The sequence below is a fragment of the Microbacterium sp. CJ77 genome, assembly GCF_002911615.1.
Classification (GTDB): Bacteria; Actinomycetota; Actinomycetes; order Actinomycetales; family Microbacteriaceae; genus Microbacterium.
In genome coordinates, this window is sequence record NZ_PQBR01000023.1 from 411695 (window position 1) to 429837 (window position 18143).

Here is an 18143-nt window from a genome sequence, read left to right on the forward strand (position 1 = left end):
CGACGTGTGCGCGCATCCCCCTCTTCTCCGCTCTGCCAGCCCCGCCCATCCCCCCATGCATCAGGAGCGCACGTGACCGTCATCGACGCGCCGCAAGAGGCCGGCTCGCCACCGCATCCCGACACGAGCGCCCGGCTGCGCCGGGGCAAGAACCTGCGCTCCGCGCGAAAGGTCGTTCTCGGGGTGCTCGGCGTCGTCGGCTTCCTCGTGACCTGGCAGCTCGCCTCGACGCTGCGCTGGGTCAACCCCGAGCAGGTGCCGTCGGCCCTCGACACCTTCAGCCGCCTCGGTGTCATGATGACCGACCTCGAGTTCTGGCGGAACGTCGGCCGCACCATGACCGCGTGGGCCATCGGCCTCGCGATCGCCACCGTGGCGGCGACGACGCTGGGTGCCATTGTCGGAATGGTGCCGTTTCTGCGGCGAGCGACGCACACGGTGGTGGAGTTCTTGCGCCCGATCCCGTCGGTTGCGTTGATCCCGATCGCGATCCTCATCTACGGCCTGCAGCTCCAGGCGGCGCTCGTGATCATCGTCTACGCCAGCTTCTGGCAGATCTTCGTGCAGGTGCTGTACGGAGTTGCCGACATCGACACCGTCGCGCGCGACACGGCCCGCAGCTTTGGATTGACCCGCGCCTCGCGCATCCGGAATCTCGTCCTGCCGACGGCTCTCCCATACCTCATGACGGGCCTGCGGCTCGCCGCCGCCGTCGCGTTGATCCTGGCGATCACCGCCGAGATGACGATCGGAAACCCCGGGCTGGGCCGAGAGCTCGCCGTCGCGGCCGGCATCGGCAACTACACGACGGTCTACGCGATCGTCGTGGTCACGGGCGTGCTCGGCCTCATCATCAATCTCGGCTTCCGCTACATCGAGCGACGCACCCTCGCGTGGCATCAGTCGGTCCGAGGGGAGGATGTCCTGTGACTCTCTACACCAGCACCGTGCGCACGCCCCGGCAGAAGTCGCGCCTCTGGGCGAAGATGGGCGAGAGCACGCTCTACGCGATCGGCCTCCCGATCGTGCTCCTCGTCGTCTGGGGAGTCTTGGGCACCCTCGCTCCGGCGAAGTTCTTCCCGAGCCCCTTCACGATCTACGAAGCGTTCGTGGACACCTGGGTGGGACCCGCCTTCGTCGCGGACGTGCTGCCGAGCGTCGCGCGCCTCGCCATAGCGATCGTCCTGGCGGTCGCGATCGGCATCGCCGCGGGCACGATCATCGGCCTCACGCGTTGGCTGCGCGAGCTGCTCGAACCGATGCTGGAGTTCTTCCGGGCCATCCCGCCACCCGTCCTGATCCCCGTCATCGCGGCACTGCTGGGCATCAATCCGACGATGCAGGTCGTCGTGATCGTGGCCGGCTCGCTGTGGCCGGTCCTGCTCAACACGATCGAGGGCGTCCGCTCCACCGATTCGGTCATGACCGAGACGGCCCGCTCGTTCGCGCTCACCCGCTCCGAGCGCCTCTTCAGCCTCGTGCTGCCGGCCGCGAGTCCGCGGATCATGGCCGGCGTGCGCCAGACCCTGTCTGTCGCCCTGATCATGATGGTGATCTCCGAGCTCTTCTACGCATCGTCGGGCCTCGGCTATCAGATCAAGTTCTTCCAGACGAACTACCTGATCGCCGAGATGTGGAGCGGCATCGTGCTGCTCGGCCTGATCGGTGTTCTGCTGTCCATCGTCTTCACCATCGTCGAACGACGCGTTTTGCGCTGGTACCACGGAATCAAGGAGGTGGAGCGTGCCTGAAACGCTCCTCGAGGTCTCGCACCTCAAGAAGGTCTACGAATCGTCCACCGGCAACGTCGAGGCGATCGGCGACATCAGCTTCTCGATGCGGCGGGGAGAGTTGGTGGTCATCGTCGGCCCGTCGGGCTGCGGCAAGACCACGCTGCTGAAGTGCATCGCGGGGCTGCTCAAGCCCACGGCGGGAACGGTGGCCCTCGACGGCAAGAAGGTCACGGGACCGCCGCCGAACATGGCGCTCGTCTTCCAGGAGTACGGGCGCAGCCTGTACCCCTGGCTGACGGTGCGGGGCAACGTCGAGCTGCCCCTCAAGCACAAGAAGCTGTCGAAGGCCGAGCGCACCCAGCTCGTCGACGACGCGCTGCAGGCCGTCGGGCTGGAGCACGCATCGAAGAGCTACCCCTGGCAGTTGTCGGGCGGCATGCAGCAGCGCGTCGCGATCGCGCGCGCCGTCGCGTATCAGCCCGAGGTGCTGATCATGGACGAGCCGTTCGCGGCCGTCGATGCCCAGACCCGCGCGGACCTCGAGGACCTCGTGCGCCAGCTGCACCTCGAGCGGGGCATGTCGATCCTGTTCGTCACGCACGACATCGACGAGTCGGTGTACCTCGGCGAGCGCGTCGTCGTACTCTCGAAGTCGCCGACGTGGGTGCAGGAAGATCTGGCGATCGACCTCGCCCCCGAGCGCGATCAGATCACGACGCGTGCGCTGCCCCGCTTCACCGAGTTGCGCACGCACGTCTACGAGCAGATCCAGCGCGCGAAGCGCGGGGAGGCGATCCGCCCGACCGCGTGAGCGTACGGCGTGATCGACGGAAAGTGATCGACAGGACGGAGCAACACGTGCGCGCTCGGCAACCCAAGCAGCTCTTGCTCGCTCTCCTGGGCGAGCTCGTCCTGGATCGCATCGGCGAACCGGTGCGCGCGAGCGTGCTGCTCGAGGTCCTGGAGGGCGCCGCGATCACTGCCCCGACCGCGCGTGCGATGCTGGATCGGATGTCGCGGCGCGGCATGCTCGAACGGGTGCGCGTCGGGCGAGAAATCGCCTTCGCGCTGAGCGACGACACCGGTGATGTGCTGCGCGAGGCCGCCGTGCGCGTGCACGCGCAGCATCCGTTCGCACCGAACGGGACCGGCTGGACTCTCGTGACCTTCTCGGTTCCCGAGAATCAGCGCACGATTCGTCACCGGTTGCGGGCCACGCTCGCGTGGGAGGGCTTCGCACCACTCCGTGACGGGCTGTGGATCGCCCCGGGCGAGGTCGACCTCGAGGCCGCGCTCGAGCCGCTCGGGGATGCCCTCGCTCCCCACGCCGTCACGGCGTTCCGTGCCGAGGATCTGCGCGCCTACCCCGTCTCGCGGTCGGTGCGCGAGGCCTGGGACATCGACGCGATCCGTGCGGAGCACGAGCGGTTCCTCGAGACCTGGGAGGCACCGGGGGCTTCTGACGGCGCCGCGACCGCCGTCTCGGCACTCGTGTGCCTCGTCGCGGACTGGCTGGCGCTGCTGCGCGCGGACCCGCGGCTCCCCGCGGAGTTCATGGGCGACGCGTGGCCGGCCGAGCGGTCCGTCGCGGCCTATCGAGCGCGTCGCGAAGAGCTCGCGGCCCTCGCCGAGCAGGAGTTCGCGGGGCTCCACGCCCGATCGTTCGGGACCGTCCCCGCACCTGCGGTCGGCGGGCGCTGACACGGCGCGGGAGTCCTCGCGGCCTCCCGCGCCCGCCCATCGTCAGCGGCCGCCGAAGCGTGCCCGCAGGTCGGCCTTTCGCACCTTGCCCGACGCCGTGCGGGGCAGTTCGTCCACGACGACGACGTTCTTCGGGATCTTGTAGCGCGCGATCTTGCCCTCCAGGTACGCCCGCACCGATGCCGTGTCGGGCACGGTGTCGACCGCCGCGTCGTCGCGGAGCGTGACGACGGCCCACGGGACCTCGCCCCACCGTTCGTCGGGCACGCCGATCACGGCGACTCCCGATACCCCCGTGATGTCACTGATGAGGTTCTCGACCTCGGCCGGGTAGATGTTCTCGCCGCCCGAGATGATCATGTCCTTCAGCCGGTCCGAGATATAGAGGTATCCGTCGGCATCGAGGTATCCCAGATCGCCGGAGCGGAACCAGCCGTCCGCGGTGAACGCATCCGCGGTCGCCTCGGGCATCCCGTGGTACCCGAGGAATACGTTCGGGCCCGAGATCTCGATCTCTCCGACCGTCCCGCGCGGCACCATCGCGCCGTTCTCGTCCGCGATCCGGATGTCGGTGAAGAAATGCGGAAGACCGACGCTGCCCTGCTTCTCGCGTGTCATCGACGGAGAGAGGGATGTCGCCCCCGGCGACGTCTCGGTCATGCCGTATCCCTGCGAGAACGACAGGCCGCGCTCTTCGTAGGCGTTCAGGATCCGCGTCGGCACGGCCGAACCGCCGCAGGTCAGCTTGGTGAGCGTCGACAGATCGGTCGCGGCCCAGTTCGGGTGGTCGGCCAGCAGCTGATACGTCGTCGGAACGCCGCTGAGCATCGTGATGCGGTGCCGTTCGATGAGTTCGAGCACGCGCCCCGCCTCGAATCCCTTCTCGAGCACGATCGTGCCGCCCTTGAGGATCACGGGGAGAGCACCCATGCCGAGGGACGCGACGTGGAACAGGGGTGAGATGAGGAGCGCAACATCCGCCGAGACGACGTCGTAGTCCACGATGCAGTTCATCGACACCCAGGTCAGATTGCCGTGCGACAGGACGGCGCCCTTCGGCTTACCCGTCGTGCCCGACGTGTAGATGATCGCGGCGGGATCCTCGAGCACCACCGCGGTGTCGGCATGTCCTGCGGAGGACTCCTGCATGAGCTCCGTGAGCCCGGGCACCTCGGCATCCCCGTCCCCCGTCGGGATGACATGGGCCACCCGAGCCGCCTCGATTCCCGGAGCGAGCCGCCCGGCGAACTCGGGATCGTGGATCAGCAGCCGCGCACCACAGTCCGACAGCATGTACGCGAGCTCGGGCGCCGCCAGGCGCGTGTTGAGGGGCACGAAGACGGCCCCGAGCTGCGCGACGCCGAACAGGACCCGCAGAAAATCCGGACTGTTCTCGCCGATGTACGCGACGGCGTCACCCTTGCGGATGCCGCGATGCCACAGCAGTGCGGACACGCGATCCGCGTCGTCGGCGAGCTGGCGGTACGTGATCCGCTCGTCCTCGCCGAACACCAGGGCGACCTTGTCGGGGCTCTTGAGGCGGCGCGTGAACATCCACGCGCCCAGTCCGTGGTTGTGCATCGTCGAACGACGGACGGGTCAGGCGTAGAAGCGCTGCAGGCTGCGCGCGACGACGGCCGGCTTCGTGCCGCCCTCGAGCTCGATGGTCGCGTCCACGGTCATCTGGATCCCGCCACCGGCCTCGGTGACCTCGGCGACGGTCGCGTTGAGCCGGATGCGCGAGCCCGCGGGAACCGGCGAAACGAAGCGGACCTTGTCGAGGCCGTAGTTGACCTTCGTTGTCGTACCCTGCACGTCGAGCAGGTCGACCCACAGGGGGATGAAGAGGGCGAGCGTCAGGAAGCCGTGCGCGATCGGTGCCCCGAACGGGCCTTCCTTCGCGCGCTCGGGGTCGACGTGGATCCACTGGTGGTCATCGGTCGCGTCGGCGAACGTGTTGATGCGCTCCTGCGTGACCTCGAACCAGTCGGAGTATCCGAGGTCCTGACCGACGAGGGTGTGGAGATCGGCAAAGGCGACGGTGGTGGTCATGGTGTTCTCTCTTTCGCGATGGCGGATGTCCGCGGTTCAGGTGAATGCGGCGTCGCCCGTGAGGGCCCGGCCGACGATGAGGGCGTTGATCTCGTGGGTGCCCTCATAGGAGTAGACGGCTTCGGCATCGGCGAAGAACCGAGCCGCGTCGTGATCGAGCAGGATGCCGTTGCCCCCCATGACCTCGCGCGCGAGCGCGACGGTCTCTCGTGCCAGCAGCGCCGTCTGCATCTTCGCGAGCGCCGAGTTCTCATCGGCGAATTCTCCGGCGTCCTGGCGGAGCGAGAGCGCCGTCACGAGCGTCAGCGATGACGTGAGGTTTCCGAGCATCCGCGCGAGCTTCTCTTGCACGAGCTGGAAGCCCCCGATGGGGCGCCCGAACTGCTCGCGCTCGCGGACGTAGCGGACGGCGGCCTCGAGCGCGCCGGCCTGCAGGCCGGTCGCGATCCACGCGACGTCCGATCGCATCGCGCGCAGGATGCGGGACACGTCCCGCCAGGAGTCGACGCGCTGCAGACGGGCGGTCTCGGGCACGCGCACCCCCTCGAGCCCGATCGTGTAGTTCTGCATGGGCCGCAGCGAGATCTTGCCCTCGATGCGGGTCAGCGAGACGCCCGGCGTTTCGCGCGGGACCAGGAAGGCCTTGACCTGACCGTCGTCGGCATCGCGCGCGAAGACGGTGAGGAGGTCGGCATCGCCGGCCCCGCCGATCCATCGTTTCTCGCCATCGATGACCCAGTCGTCACCGTCGTCGCCAGGGTCGCGGCGGGCCGTCGTCTCGAGCCCGCCGGCGATGTCCGACCCGTGGTCGGGTTCGGTCAGAGCGAAGACACCCTTGACGTCGAACGAGGCGATCCGCGCGTCGAGGGCGGCCACCTGTTGCGGCGACCCGCCGAGGCCCACGGCGCTGCGGAAGAGACCCGACTGGGCGTTGTAGAGCGTCGCGACCGAGACATCCGTCCGGGCGAGGACGAAGTTGCGGAATCCCGAGAACAGCGACGAGCCGGCCTCTTCGGCCGTGACGCCCTCGGGATGCATGAGGTCGAGCGGGATGAGCGCGCCGAGCACGGCCGCGGGCATCGTCGCCGTCTCCCACGCCTCGGCCAGCAGGGGGCGCACCTCGCGGTCGAGCACGTCGCCGAGTCGGGCGAGCGTGCCGCGGGCGGCGTCGCTCAGGTGGGCCTCCGCGAGTCCCAGGGGATCGAAGCCGAAGGGCTCCGTGCTGCGCAGGGTAGGGGTGCTCATGGTTCAGCCGAGCCCCAGCAGCCGCACCGCGTTCTGCTTCAGGATCCCCGGCATGACCTCGGGCTTGAGCGTCGTCTGCTCGACGTCGCGCAGCCACCGGTCGGGGGTCAGCAGGGGGAAGTCCGAGCCGAACAGCACCCGGTTCTTCAGGTAGGAGTTCGCTGCGCGCACGAGCTCGGTCGGGAAGTACTTGGGGCTCCAGCCCGACAGGTCGATCCACGTGTTGTGCTTGTGGGTGGCGACCGACAGCGCCTCGTCCTGCCACGGCACGGAGGGGTGGGCCATGATGATCTGCAGCTCGGGGAATTCCGCCGCGACGGTATCGAGCAGCATCGGGTTGGAGAGCGCGAGGCGCAACCCGCGTCCGCCGGGCATGCCCGCACCGATGCCGGTCTGACCGGTGTGGAAGAGGGCGACGACGCCCGCGTCCTGCAACGCGGCGTAGAGCGGGAACCACGAGCTGTCGCTCGGGTCGAAGCCCTGCACCGTCGGGTGGAACTTGAAGCCGCGCACCCCGTACTCCTCGACGAGGCGCCGCGCCTGATCCACCGCGGCCGCGCCCTTGTGCGGATCCACCGATCCGAACGGGATCAGGACATCGTTGTTGCGGTGCGCACCCTCGGCGATCTCTTCGCTCGAGAGGGGCGAGTGGCCGAGCGCCGTCTCGGAATCGACGGTGAACACCACCGCCGCCATCTTGCGCTCGCGGTAGTAGGCGGCGACGGAGTCCAGGTCGGGCTGCCCGATGTCCGAGCTGAAGTACTTCGCGGCGGCCGCGGCCAGATCGGGTGGCAGCGACGCGTGACCGTGGTCGTCCAGCTCGATGTGCACGTGCATGTCGATCGCCTGGAGGGACTCGAGGTCGAGGGCGGGTTCGTATCTGCTCATCGTCGAGAGGCCGTTTCGAGTGGTGTGCGGCGATCAGGCCTGGGCGGGGCGCTGGAACTCGTCGGGCAGGGGCGGGAACGTCTCTCCGACGCTCTGACCGTGTTCGGCGAGCAGGGCCGGGAACTCCGACGCGAGGTCGTCGGCCGACCACCCGCCGTCGTGGTACGCCGTCGCGACGGCCTCGGGGTGCGACCAGATCTGCACGCGGTCGCCGCCGATCCCGATCGCCTGACCCGTGACATCCGCTGCCGCGTCCGAGGCGAGGTAGGAGATGAGCCCGGCGACGTCGTCCGACGTTCCGAAGCCGAGGTCGTGGCGGAAGAAGGCGGGCATCGGCTCGTCCTTCTTCTCGGCCTCGACGGCGGCGGCGAAGTAGGGCAGCGTCGCGGTCATGGCGGTTGCCGCGACGGGGATGACGGCGTTCGCGGTGATGCCGGCGCGCTTGAGTTCGAGGGCCCACGTGCGCACCATGCCGACGATGCCGGCCTTGGCCGCGGCGTAGTTGGTCTGGCCGAAGTTGCCGCGCTGGCCGGTGGGGGAGCCGATGCAGATGATCCGGCCGCCCTGTGCCTGCTCGCGCATGCGGGTCGCGGCCTCGCGAACGCAGGTGAAGGTGCCGCGCAGGTGAACGTTGATGACGGTGTCGAAGTCATCGTCGCTCATCTTCCACAGCACGGTGTCGCGCAGCACGCCGGCGTTCGTGACGAGGATGTCGAGGCGCCCGTAGGTGTCGAACGCGGTGTCGACGAGAAGCTTGGCGGTCTCGGTCGGCCCGACGGGCGCGACGACCGCGACGGCCCTGCCGCCCGTGGATTCGATCGCCGCGACCGCATCGGCCGCGACCTGCTCGTCGACGTCGTTGACGATGACGGATGCGCCCTGCCGGGCGAGTTCGGCGGCGTAGGCCAGACCGAGACCGCGCCCCGAACCGGTGACGATGGCTACTTTGCCTTCCAGCAGCATGGATGACTCCTTCGTATCTCTCCGTCCATTAGAGCCCCGATAGTTGAGATTGTCAATTATTGAATACGACTACTTTTGATACCATCGCTCCTATGAGCACGGAGCAGATCGCGACACCCCCGGGGGGTGCGGCCGGCGGTGCCCTGGGGAACGAGATGAGTTTTCTGCTCGCTCGCGCGAATGCCCTCTCGCTCGCGGCGGGCAACGCCGCGCTGGCGACATCCGGATTGCGCGCACGGTCGTATTCGATCCTCGCGCTCGCGGTGGATGGGTCGCGGCCGTCCCAGCGTGACCTGGCGGATTTTCTGCGGCTCGATCCCAGCCAGGTCGTCGCGCTCGTCGATGACCTGCAGGCCCGCGGACTGGTCGTTCGCGAGCCCGACCCGGCAGACAGGCGGGCGAACGTGGTCGTCGCCACACCCACCGGCCGTCTCGTGTACGAGCAGGCTCACGCCGCGGCGCGCACCGCCGAGCAGCAGGTGTTCGGACGCCTCACGCCGGGCGAACGCGATCGACTCACGGCGCTGCTGCGGGTCGTGGCGTTTCCCGACTGACCGCGCTGCACAGCCGGTCGACCGGCACCTTGCCGTGCGCGTACCGTGGAGGGGTGAAGATCACCGGCTCGACGGACTGGCGCGAAGACCTCCCTTTCGATGTTCCCGTGCTCGTCGCGGACGTCGTGCCCGGCGACCCGACGCGTTGCTCGGAGTGCGGCCCCGCCTCGGAGCCGCGCGATCGCACCGAGCTGTGGGCGGTCCGCCGCCGGAATCCGAAGAGCCACGCCGGCGTCGTCCGTTTCCACTGCGCCGAGCACCTGCCCCCGCCGCCGGCCCCGGTCGAGTCGGAGCTGGATGCCCGCGTGCGACGCTCGACCGCGCGCGCAGCGAGGGCCGCCGCGCCCCGTCGACCGGCCGTGCCCGAGCGGGTCGCGGCGGTCTGTCCGACGTGCTTCGTCGAGGTGCCGCCCACGGGCGTGTGCGGTATGTGCGGCGAGCGCATCGCCTGATCGGCCCCAGATCAGTTGCGGTGCGGCTGACGCGCATCCAGAACGAACCGCGGTCGGCCCGCGAGCACGCCCGTCACCGACTGCGCGAGCAGGACCAGCCCCAGCAGACCCAGAGAGACCGTCCATCCGCCGAACCCCGCGTGCAGCGCTCCGAACAGCACGGGGCCGACCGCGGCGATCAGGTAGCCGACGGACTGGGCCATGCCCGAGAGCGCGGCCGAAGCATCCGGCGTTCGCGCTCGCTGCGCCATCAGGGTCAGCGACATGCTGAGCGAGGCGCCCGAGGAGAGTCCCGCGATCAGCACCCACATGACGATCGCCCCGGGGGCGACCATCAGCCCCGCGATGCCGATGACGCCGACGAGCGGAATCGCTGCGGGGACGTATCGCTCGGCGGGGCCGCGGAGCAGGACCGGCACGATGATCGAACCGATGATCGTGGTGAGCTGATAGATCATCACGTCGAACCCGGCCACGACCTCTGAGCGGCCGATCGATGTCGAGATCGCGGCCAACCACGTGAGCATCATGTAGAAGGTGGATGCCTGGAAGCCCATGTATGCGGCCACCTGCCACGCGAGCGCATCCCGCCAGATCCCCGTGCTCGTGCGGGCGACGACGGGCCGCGCGCGGTGGACGGCGTTGTGTCCGCGCGTCGCCCACGCCCACACCGCGATCGCCGGAATGAGCAGCCCGGCACCGATGACGAGCAGCGCGATGCGCCATCCGGACTGCTCGTCGCCGAGGAACGACAGGGGTACCGCGACCCCCGAGCCGATCGCTCCGACGCCCCCGAGCAGCCCCGTGTAGACGGCCATCACGACCGGGACGCGCGCGGGGAAGTCCCGCTTGATGACGGCGGGCATGAGCACGTTGGCCACCGCGAGCGCGAGACCGATCAGGACGGTTCCGATCCACAGGCTGATGGTGGGGCCGGGCAGCGAGCGCACGGTCGTGCCCGCGAGCAACAGGAGGAGCGCCCCCAACACGGCTCGCGACATCCCGAACCGCAGACTCAGCCCCAGCGCGAAAGGTGACAGCGCCGCCCAGGCGACGAGCGGCACGGCGGCGATCAGACCGAGAGCGCCGACCGACATTCCCGTATCGGTGCCGATCTGGTCGAGCAGGGGACCGACCGCCGTGATGCTCAGGCGCATGTTCGCCGCGACGAGGCAGACGGCGACGAACAGGGTCAGCCCCGCGGCCGGCGCACTCATGCCGACACGGGCGTCCTCTCTGGCCGGGCGCGACGCGTGCGTGCGTACCTCGTTGTCGGAGCCCATGATCACCGGACTATAGCCGAGGCGCGGGCGGGCCCGGTCCGCGGTTCCCAGTGAGCGGATGACGGCGCTACAGGGCCGTCGAGACGCTACAGGGCCGTCGAGAACGGCCAACCCGTATACGCCTCGGCGAGGTAGGTGCGCCCGGCCTCGGACTCGACGACGCTGCGGAGCTCGCCCACCTGGCGCAGGCGGTCGAAGTCCGAGGCATCCGGTGCGACGTGCAGCATGCTCGTCATCCACCACGAGAAGTGCTGCGCCTTCCAGATGCGCTGCAGCGCGGTTTCGGCGTAGACGTCGATCAGGCGTTCGTCGTTCTCGAGGAGCAGGGCTCTGAGCGCCCGCTCGAGCAGCAGCACGTCGGCCACGGCCAGGTTCATGCCCTTCGCCCCGGTCGGCGGGACCGTGTGGGCCGCGTCGCCGACGAGCGCGACGCGCCCGGCGCGGAGCTCGTGCGCGACGAAGCTGCGGAACCGCAGCACATCCCGCTGGAAGATCGGGCCGCGTTGCAGCGTCGTCCCGGGCACGCGCAGCTGGAGCTGTTCCCAGATCTCGTCCTCGCTCAGCGCCTCGGTGTCGGCGTTCGGGTCGCACTGGAAGTACATCCGCTGCACGGTGGCGCTGCGCTGGCTGATCAGCGCGAAGCCGTCGGGCGAGTTGCTGTAGATCAGCTCGTCCGAGCTCGGCGGCGCCTCGCAGAGGATGCCGAACCAGGCGAAGGGATACTCACGGAAGTAGCCGCCGGTCTGCGAGCCCGTGACCGCCGCGCGGGCGACGCTGCGGGAGCCGTCGGCGCCGACGACGAAGTCCGCCTCGATGACGAAGGACTCGCCGTCGGGTCCGGTCGCGATGACGCGCGGCCGATCCGTTGCGGCGTCCTCGACGCGCTCGGCGGTGACGCCGAAGCGCAGGTCCTGGCCGCCCGCGAGGCGTGCGGCGATCAGGTCTTTCAGCACCTCGTGCTGGGGGTAGAGCCAGACGCTGCGGCCGGTCAGCCCGGGGAAGTCGATGCGGTGTCCCTGGCCCTCGAAGCGCAGTTCGATGCCGTCGTGCCGATGACCGACCGTGCGCACGCGGTCCGATGCGCCGGATGAGTCGAGCACCTCGACGGTTCCGTGCTCGAGGATGCCGGCACGGATCGTGCTCTCGATCTCATCGCGGGTGCGCTGATCGATCACGACGGACTCGATGCCTGCCGACGCGAGCAGGTGGGACAGGAGCAGGCCTGCGGGCCCCGCTCCGACGATCGCGACCCGGGTGCGGACGGTCTCGGTCATGGTGGCGTCTCCTTCGACGGACTGTTTCCCCTCAGCATCCAACCCACCACTCCGCCCTCGCACCCCATTTCCCATTGAACGGGAACCAACCATCCTCCCGGACCCGCTCGCCTGGCACTCGTTGCGGGTTTTCGGGGGCCTATGCCGCGTCTACTGTCAGGGGAGCGGGTCCGGCAGCGGCACGGAGGACGTTGGTCAGGGGCGGTCGGAGGCGAGGGCTGCGCAGATGCCCGCGGAGGCCCGGCGCAGTTCGTCGAGGGGGCCCGAGGTGGGGGCGTCGCGCGGGAGGACGACGGACAGGGCCGCGATGACCGCACCGCGCACATCCCGGATCGGCGTCGCGATACCCGTCGACACGCTCTCGATCGACCCGGGGGCGACGACGTAGCCCGCGCGCCGGATGTCGTCCAGCACGCGCGACAACACGGCGGGGTCCGTGATCGTCTCGGGAGAGACGGAGACGAGCGGCCCGGCGAGTACGCGACGACGCAGATCGTCGGGACCGAAGGCGAGCAGCACGAGACCCGACGACGACGCGTGCAGGGGGAGTCGGCCGGCGATCCTCGTGATGTTGGCCCCGGCCTCGGGGTGCGAGAGGCGCTCGAGGAACAGCGCCTCGTCCTGCTCGAGCACCGCGAGCTGCGTGTGCTCGCGTACCCGCGCCTGCACCTGCGACATGAAGGGCAGCGCCGCCTGGCGCAGGCGCAGCGCGTTCGACCCCCGCAGGGCGAGTTCCCACAGCCTCATGCCGAGTCGCACGCGGTGCTCGTCGTCGCGCTCGAGCAGCCCCGCGCGCACGAGTTCGTCGACGATGCGGTGCGCCGTGGACGACGGCAGCCCCGACCGCCGACCGATCTGCGCCGCGGTCTGCACGGTTCTCTCGGCGCTGAAGGTGTCGAGCACGCGCACGATGCGTTCCGCCATCGTGTCACCCGTCGGCGAGTTCGCCATTCGCCCAAGATAGCCTCGGTGAGAGAGGGGGAGCGACGATGCATAGCGACGGTGCTGCAGACGGTGTTGCCGAAGACGGTGCTGCAGAAGACAGTGCTGCACAAGACAGTGCTGCACAAAACAGTGCTGCAGAGGGTGTCCTCGAGCGCGCCCTCGGCGTGCTGCAGTGCTTCTCGGACGATGAGCCCGCCCTCTCGGCGGCGGTGATCGCCGAACGCACGGGCCTGGCGACGTCGACGCTGCACCGCCTGCTCGCCCGGCTCACCACGCTCGGCCTGCTCGCGCGTGCCCCCGGTCATCGGTACACCATCGGCGTGCGGCTCTGGGAGCTGGGCGAGCTCTCGCCGCTCTCGCTGCGACTGCGCGAAACCGCACTTCCGTTCATGCTGCGCCTCTACGAAGCCACCGCCGAGAACGTGCACCTCGCGGTTCTGGATGCCCCGACGCCCGAGCGTGCGACCGCCCTGTACGTCGGTCGGGTGACGGGACAGTCGTCCATCCCCACCCTCAGCCGGATGGGCGGACGCCACCCGCTCCACACGACGGGAGTCGGCAAGGCGCTCCTCGCGACGCGCGACGAGGACTGGCTCGCTCACTACTTCTCGACACCCCTCGAACGCGAGACGACGCACTCCATCACGACGGAAGAAGTGCTGCGGGCCGAGCTGGCTGTCGCGCGCCGCCGCGGGTACGCCACGACGCGCGAAGAGATGACGCTGGGCAACGTCTCGGTGGCCGCGGCGCTCGGCAAGGTCGCGGGCCTCCCGCCCGCGGCGATCGGCATGGTCGTGCGGCTGGAGAGGGCCGATGAGCGTCGGTTGGCCGCACTCGTGACACAGTCGGCAGCGGACCTGACACGGATCCTGCGGGAGACGGATCCCACTGAGTGAGAATCCGTGGCGGATGCGCGGGGCCCGCCTGTCACCCTTTGGATAGCTCTTTGTCGAAGGAGACACCATGACAGATACAACTCCGCAGGCTGCGGCCCCCGAATCATTGCTCGCCTCGCCGGACATGCCCTCGCAGCGCGAGATCAACGCCGAGATGGCCGAGATCCACGCCGACCATCTGGCACGCGAGGCGCGGGGCGAGGCGCCCGCACCGGTCACGCTCTACGATTTCGCGCCCTACCGGTCGAGCGTCCTGCGCCACCCCACCAAGAACCCGCGCCTGGTCGACCCCGAGACGATCGAGCTGTGGTCGCCGGCGTACGGCCAGCGCGACGTCGCGGCTATCGAGTCCGACCTGACGCTGCAGCACACGGGTGAGCCCCTGGGCGAGCGCATCACGGTCTCGGGACGCCTGCTCGACAGCTGGGGTCGGCCGCTCGCCAACCAGCTCGTCGAGATCTGGCAGGCCAACTCGGCTGGGCGCTACATCCACCAGCGCGACCAGCACCCGGCGCCCCTCGACCCGAACTTCACGGGCGCGGGCCGCACGGTCACGAACGACAACGGCGAGTACTTCTTCACGACCATCAAGCCCGGTCCGTACCCGTGGAAGAACCACATCAACGCGTGGCGTCCGGCCCACATCCATTTCTCGCTCTTCGGCACGGCTTTCACGCAGCGCATCATCACGCAGATGTACTTCCCGGGCGACCCGCTCTGCGCGCTCGACCCGATCTACAACACCATCCGCGACCAGAAGGCGCGCGACCGTCTCGTCGGCGCCTACGACCACGACCTCACCGTGCCCGAGTTCTCGATGGGCTACACGTGGGACATCGTCGTCGACGGTCCGTCCGCGACCTGGTTCGAGCCCGAGGGAGAGCACTGATGAGCACCGAAACCCGCCTGGAGCCGACACCCGGCCAGACGATCGGGCCGTTCTTCGCGTTCGGCCTCGCCTATCCGAAGATGCACGAGGTCACCTTCCCGCACTCCCCCGGAGCGATCGTGCTCTCGGGCACCGTGTACGACGGGGCCGGGGCTCCGATCCCCGATGCCGTCGTCGAGATCTGGGGTGCCGACAGCGACGGCACCGTCTCGCGCAGTCGCGGCGCGCGTCGCCGCGACGACCACACCTTCACGGGCTTCGGGCGTTCGGCGACGACGGACGAGGGACACTACGAGTTCTGGACACGCAACCCCGGCTCGATCGACGGCAAAGCGCCGTTCTTCGCCGCCGTGGTCTTCGCGCGCGGTCTGCCGAACAAGCTGCACACGCGCATCTACCTGCCCGAGGACGAGGCCGGACTCGCGGCCGATCCGCTGCTGTCCGACCTGTCCGAGGACGAGCGCGGTACGCTCATCGCAACGCGCCTGCCCGACGGCAGCCTGCGGCACGACATCCGGCTGCAGGGCGAGAAGGAGACCGTCTTCCTTGCCTTCTGATGCACCCCCCGATCGATCCGGCGCGCGCGTGTCGCCGCCCGCGTTCGATGTGGGGTTGCTCTCGCCCGTGAGCGTCGGACACGACGCGCTGGTGTCGGACGAGGCGGTGCTCGACGCGCTCGTCGCCGTCGAGGTCGCCCTCGTGCGCGCGTACGGCGAAGTGGGTGTGGCCCCCGCCGCAGTCGTCGCCGACGTCTCGGCGACGCTCGGCTGGCAGTACGAGGGACGCGGATGCCGGGGGCACGGGATCGACGCGGTCGCCCTGGCCGAGGCAGCCGTCTCGGGGGGTAATCCCGTCATACCGCTCGTCGCCGAGCTGAAGGCACGCGTGCCCGAGACTGCGCGCGCGTGGGTGCACCGCGGGGCGACGAGCCAGGACATCCTCGATTCGGCCCTCATGCTCGTGGCGTACGGGTCGGGCCGCGAGGTTCTGCGCAACCTCAGGCGCACCGAGGCTGAGTTGGCGGGATTCGCGCGAGAGCATGCCGAGGATGTCGCGGCCGCGCGCACCCTGACGCAGCATGCGGTGCCCACCACGGTGGGCCTGCGCGCCGCCGTCTGGCTGCGGGGAGTGCAGCGGGCTGCTGCGCGACTCGAGTCCGCGGTCGTCGCGCTCCCGGCGCAGCTCGGCGGGGCCGGCGGTACGCTCGCCGCGATCGTCGAGACCGTCGGAGCGGATGCGGCGGCTCGGCTGTCGGAACCCTTCGCCGACGCGCTCGGGCTCGCCGTGCCGGATGCCCCGTGGCATACCAGCCGGTGGCCCGTCACCGAACTCGGTGACTCCCTCGTTCAGGCGATCGATGCGGTCGGCAAGATCGCCACCGATGTGGCCACTCTCTCTCGCACCGAGATCGGCGAGCTGGCCGAGGGGGCGGCCGGTGGATCGTCCGCGATGCCGCAGAAGAGGAATCCGGCGGGGTCCGTGCTGATCCGCTCGGCGGCGATGCGTGCGCCCCAGCTCGGAGCGACGCTCCACCTCGCGTCCGCTTTGGCCGCGGATGAGCGGCCGGACGGGTCGTGGCACGCCGAGTGGCCGACGCTGCGCGAACTGCTGCGGCTCGCACTCGGAGCGACGGCAAACGCCGCGCGTGTTGTCGGCGGCCTGTCGGTGGATCGCGCGGCGGTGGCCCGCAATCTGGACCTGACCGGAGCTCTGATCGTCAGCGAGCGCCTCTCGCTGACGCTGGTGCCCCTGATCGGCCGGGCGCGTTTCGCCGCACTCGTCGCCGAGGCATCCGGGGGCGCGGACCTCGCTGACCTCGTGCGCGCGCTTCCCGAAGCGGTCGACCTCGATGTCGACGCGCTCGTCGATCCCGCCCACTATCTCGGGCTCGCCCATTCCTACCTCGACTCTGCTCTCCGTGAGCCGGGCCCGCAGAACGACTCGGCACAGAACGACTCGGCACAGTACGACCCGGCACAGCACGACAATCCGGAGGTTCTCTCATGACGGTTCCGCAGATCGCGATCACCGCACCCGTCGGCGCGACCGACGCGCCCCTCGTTGTTCTGGGCCCGTCGCTCGGCACGTCGACGATCCTCTGGGAAGACGTCTTTCCGATGCTCGCGGCCGACTACCGCGTCGTCGCGTGGGATCTGCCGGGACACGGCGCATCGCCCGTCGCCGCGGCACCCTTCACCGTGGGCGAGCTCGCCGACGCGGTCGCCCACGGCATCCGCGAACTCGGTGGTGGCCCGGTCCGCTACGCGGGGGTGTCGCTCGGTGGTGCCGTCGGGCTCGAGCTGTCGCTTCGGCATCCGGACCTGGTCGAACGCGCCGCGATCGTCGCCTCGGGCGCACAGCTGGGAGATGCGGCGGCCTGGCACGAGCGTGCCACTCAGGCCCGGACGCAGTCGACGTCGAGCCTGATCATCGGTTCGGCGCAGCGGTGGTTCGCGCCCGACTCGATCGCCCGGCGGCCCGAATTGACCGGCCGGCTGCTGCACGCGCTGCAAGATACCGACGACGACAGTTATGCCCGCTGCTGCGAGGCGCTCGCCGAGTACGACGTGCGCGACCAGCTCTCGTCGATCGCTCTGCCGGTGCTGGCCGCGTGGGGTGAGCACGACACCGTCGCCCCCGAGGCGAAGGCGATCGAGATCGCGGAGGGCGTGCGCGATGGCCGCGCGGTCCGCATCGACGGGGCGGCCCACCTGCCGCCCGCCGAACAGCCCGAGGCCACCGGCCGGTTGCTTCAGGAGTTCTTCGAGGGGACGAGCCGATGACCCGTCCCGCGGGCGAGGGCCTGACCGATCAGGAGCGCTACGACCAGGGCATGGTCGTCCGTCGCGCCGTGCTCTCGGACGAGCACGTCGATCGTTCGATCGCCAACACGTCCGAGCTGACGGCCGACTTCCAGGACTTCATCACGCGCGTCGCATGGGGCGACGTGTGGTCGCGTCCCGGGTTGCAGCGGCGCGAGCGCTCGATCGCGGTGCTCACCTCGCTCATCGCGCACGGGCACCACGAAGAGCTCGCCATGCATCTGCGCGCGGCCCTGCGCAATGGCCTGACCGTGGATGAGATCCGCGAGGTCATCCTGCAATCCGCGATCTACTCCGGAGTCCCCGCGGCCAACACGGCGTTCCGCATCGCCTCCGAGGTCTTCGCCGAGGCCTGAACCGTTCCGGTTCGTGATGCCCACGGCATCCGTCCGAGGGCTGGCCAACCGCGGGAGCACCGCAGTAGAGTGGACGTATAGCGAACCAGC

General features: G+C 69.6%; 20 protein-coding genes. 12 read left to right on the top strand and 8 right to left on the bottom strand.

All coding sequences use genetic code 11. From position 1 onward, the window contains the following. Positions 1–72: 72 nt before the first annotated feature. From C2868_RS13820 to C2868_RS13835, 4 genes are read left to right on the top strand one after another with little or no spacing between them, the layout of a single operon-like run. Complete coding sequence (locus C2868_RS13820; RefSeq protein WP_232711381.1) at positions 73–930, top strand: ABC transporter permease; 858 nt, start codon at positions 73–75, stop codon at positions 928–930. After that, positions 927–1751 carry an ABC transporter permease gene (locus C2868_RS13825; protein WP_100812700.1) on the top strand — a complete coding sequence of 275 codons (825 nt, stop codon included), beginning with the start codon at positions 927–929 and terminating at the stop codon, positions 1749–1751. The genes C2868_RS13820 and C2868_RS13825 overlap by 4 nt, the downstream gene beginning before the upstream one ends. Next, the gene (locus C2868_RS13830; RefSeq protein WP_100812701.1) at positions 1744–2544 is read left to right on the top strand and encodes an ABC transporter ATP-binding protein; all 801 of its coding nucleotides are present in this window, start codon (positions 1744–1746) and stop codon (positions 2542–2544) included. Before C2868_RS13825 ends, C2868_RS13830 begins: the two co-directional genes overlap by 8 nt. Before the next feature lie 47 nt (positions 2545–2591). Beyond that, the gene (locus C2868_RS13835) at positions 2592–3434 is read left to right on the top strand and encodes a PaaX family transcriptional regulator C-terminal domain-containing protein (protein ID WP_181003471.1); all 843 of its coding nucleotides are present in this window, start codon (positions 2592–2594) and stop codon (positions 3432–3434) included. A gap of 42 nt (positions 3435–3476) precedes the next feature. Here C2868_RS13835 and menE read toward each other — a convergent pair whose 3' ends face one another. The 5 genes from menE to C2868_RS13860 are packed head-to-tail and all read right to left on the bottom strand — an operon-like array spanning position 3477 to position 8582. Further along, on the bottom strand, positions 3477–5015 hold the full coding sequence (gene menE, locus C2868_RS13840; RefSeq protein ID WP_100812703.1) for an o-succinylbenzoate--CoA ligase: 1539 nt from the start codon (positions 5013–5015) through the stop codon (positions 3477–3479). A gap of 18 nt (positions 5016–5033) precedes the next feature. After that, positions 5034–5486 carry a MaoC family dehydratase gene (locus C2868_RS13845; protein ID WP_100812704.1) on the bottom strand — a complete coding sequence of 151 codons (453 nt, stop codon included), beginning with the start codon at positions 5484–5486 and terminating at the stop codon, positions 5034–5036. Between the two features lie 36 nt (positions 5487–5522). Continuing rightward, positions 5523–6731, bottom strand: a complete 1209-nt coding sequence (locus tag C2868_RS13850; protein ID WP_100812705.1) for an acyl-CoA dehydrogenase family protein — start codon at positions 6729–6731, stop codon at positions 5523–5525. Between the two features lie 3 nt (positions 6732–6734). Beyond that, positions 6735–7619: an amidohydrolase family protein gene (locus C2868_RS13855; protein ID WP_100812706.1), complete on the bottom strand. Its 885-nt coding sequence runs from the start codon at positions 7617–7619 to the stop codon at positions 6735–6737. Positions 7620–7652: 33 nt separating this feature from the next. Next, positions 7653–8582, bottom strand: a complete 930-nt coding sequence (locus C2868_RS13860) for an SDR family NAD(P)-dependent oxidoreductase (RefSeq protein ID WP_100812707.1) — start codon at positions 8580–8582, stop codon at positions 7653–7655. A gap of 92 nt (positions 8583–8674) precedes the next feature. Between C2868_RS13860 and C2868_RS13865 the strand changes: the two genes are divergently transcribed. Together C2868_RS13865 and C2868_RS13870 are read left to right on the top strand one after the other, a co-directional pair. Beyond that, positions 8675–9136, top strand: coding sequence for a MarR family winged helix-turn-helix transcriptional regulator (locus tag C2868_RS13865; protein ID WP_100812708.1), 462 nt, complete (start codon positions 8675–8677; stop codon positions 9134–9136). A gap of 53 nt (positions 9137–9189) precedes the next feature. Further along, complete coding sequence (locus C2868_RS13870; RefSeq protein ID WP_100812709.1) at positions 9190–9588, top strand: glucose-6-phosphate dehydrogenase; 399 nt, start codon at positions 9190–9192, stop codon at positions 9586–9588. An 11-nt stretch (positions 9589–9599) separates the two neighbouring features. On the opposite strand, the gene C2868_RS13875 is transcribed toward C2868_RS13870, so the two are convergent. The 3 genes from C2868_RS13875 to C2868_RS13885 all read right to left on the bottom strand — a co-directional run bounded on the left by C2868_RS13875 (position 9600) and on the right by C2868_RS13885 (position 13096). Next, positions 9600–10871, bottom strand: coding sequence for an MFS transporter (locus C2868_RS13875; RefSeq protein WP_232711382.1), 1272 nt, complete (start codon positions 10869–10871; stop codon positions 9600–9602). Between the two features lie 86 nt (positions 10872–10957). Then, the gene (locus tag C2868_RS13880) at positions 10958–12145 is read right to left on the bottom strand and encodes a 4-hydroxybenzoate 3-monooxygenase (protein ID WP_100812710.1); all 1188 of its coding nucleotides are present in this window, start codon (positions 12143–12145) and stop codon (positions 10958–10960) included. A gap of 195 nt (positions 12146–12340) precedes the next feature. After that, the gene (locus C2868_RS13885) at positions 12341–13096 is read right to left on the bottom strand and encodes an IclR family transcriptional regulator (RefSeq protein ID WP_100812711.1); all 756 of its coding nucleotides are present in this window, start codon (positions 13094–13096) and stop codon (positions 12341–12343) included. Positions 13097–13134: 38 nt separating this feature from the next. Here C2868_RS13885 and C2868_RS13890 point away from each other — a divergent pair, with 38 nt between their 5' ends. From C2868_RS13890 to pcaC, 6 genes are all read left to right on the top strand, one after another. Continuing rightward, positions 13135–13986 (top strand): IclR family transcriptional regulator, encoded by an 852-nt coding sequence (locus C2868_RS13890; RefSeq protein ID WP_100812712.1) that lies wholly within the window; start codon positions 13135–13137, stop codon positions 13984–13986. Positions 13987–14053: 67 nt separating this feature from the next. Continuing rightward, on the top strand, positions 14054–14875 hold the full coding sequence (pcaH, locus tag C2868_RS13895; RefSeq protein WP_103663497.1) for a protocatechuate 3,4-dioxygenase subunit beta: 822 nt from the start codon (positions 14054–14056) through the stop codon (positions 14873–14875). After that, positions 14875–15432, top strand: a complete 558-nt coding sequence (gene pcaG / locus C2868_RS13900) for a protocatechuate 3,4-dioxygenase subunit alpha (RefSeq protein WP_100812714.1) — start codon at positions 14875–14877, stop codon at positions 15430–15432. The genes pcaH and pcaG overlap by 1 nt, the downstream gene beginning before the upstream one ends. Then, a complete protein-coding gene (locus C2868_RS13905; RefSeq protein WP_232711383.1) occupies positions 15422–16882 on the top strand; it encodes a lyase family protein in 1461 nt (486 codons plus the stop codon). The genes pcaG and C2868_RS13905 overlap by 11 nt, the downstream gene beginning before the upstream one ends. Continuing rightward, positions 16879–17658, top strand: a complete 780-nt coding sequence (locus C2868_RS13910) for an alpha/beta fold hydrolase (protein ID WP_100812715.1) — start codon at positions 16879–16881, stop codon at positions 17656–17658. Before C2868_RS13905 ends, C2868_RS13910 begins: the two co-directional genes overlap by 4 nt. Beyond that, positions 17655–18053: a 4-carboxymuconolactone decarboxylase gene (pcaC, locus tag C2868_RS13915; RefSeq protein ID WP_100812716.1), complete on the top strand. Its 399-nt coding sequence runs from the start codon at positions 17655–17657 to the stop codon at positions 18051–18053. Before C2868_RS13910 ends, pcaC begins: the two co-directional genes overlap by 4 nt. The last annotated feature ends 90 nt before the right edge of the window (positions 18054–18143 follow it).

Bases quoted from the DNA above. Each gene is read 5' to 3' on its own strand.
- menE (WP_100812703.1), bottom strand. From the start codon at position 5,015: ATGCACAACCACGGACTGGGCGCGTGGATGTTCACGCGCCGCCTCAAG.
- C2868_RS13845 (WP_100812704.1), bottom strand. From the start codon at position 5,486: ATGACCACCACCGTCGCCTTTGCCGATCTCCACACCCTCGTCGGTCAG.
- C2868_RS13850 (WP_100812705.1), bottom strand. From the start codon at position 6,731: ATGAGCACCCCTACCCTGCGCAGCACGGAGCCCTTCGGCTTCGATCCC.
- C2868_RS13855 (WP_100812706.1), bottom strand. From the start codon at position 7,619: ATGAGCAGATACGAACCCGCCCTCGACCTCGAGTCCCTCCAGGCGATC.
- C2868_RS13860 (WP_100812707.1), bottom strand. From the start codon at position 8,582: ATGCTGCTGGAAGGCAAAGTAGCCATCGTCACCGGTTCGGGGCGCGGT.
- C2868_RS13865 (WP_100812708.1), top strand. From the start codon at position 8,675: ATGAGCACGGAGCAGATCGCGACACCCCCGGGGGGTGCGGCCGGCGGT.
- C2868_RS13875 (WP_232711382.1), bottom strand. From the start codon at position 10,871: ATGGGCTCCGACAACGAGGTACGCACGCACGCGTCGCGCCCGGCCAGA.
- C2868_RS13880 (WP_100812710.1), bottom strand. From the start codon at position 12,145: ATGACCGAGACCGTCCGCACCCGGGTCGCGATCGTCGGAGCGGGGCCC.
- C2868_RS13885 (WP_100812711.1), bottom strand. From the start codon at position 13,096: ATGGCGAACTCGCCGACGGGTGACACGATGGCGGAACGCATCGTGCGC.
- C2868_RS13890 (WP_100812712.1), top strand. From the start codon at position 13,135: ATGCATAGCGACGGTGCTGCAGACGGTGTTGCCGAAGACGGTGCTGCA.
- pcaH (WP_103663497.1), top strand. From the start codon at position 14,054: ATGACAGATACAACTCCGCAGGCTGCGGCCCCCGAATCATTGCTCGCC.
- pcaG (WP_100812714.1), top strand. From the start codon at position 14,875: ATGAGCACCGAAACCCGCCTGGAGCCGACACCCGGCCAGACGATCGGG.
- C2868_RS13910 (WP_100812715.1), top strand. From the start codon at position 16,879: ATGACGGTTCCGCAGATCGCGATCACCGCACCCGTCGGCGCGACCGAC.
- pcaC (WP_100812716.1), top strand. From the start codon at position 17,655: ATGACCCGTCCCGCGGGCGAGGGCCTGACCGATCAGGAGCGCTACGAC.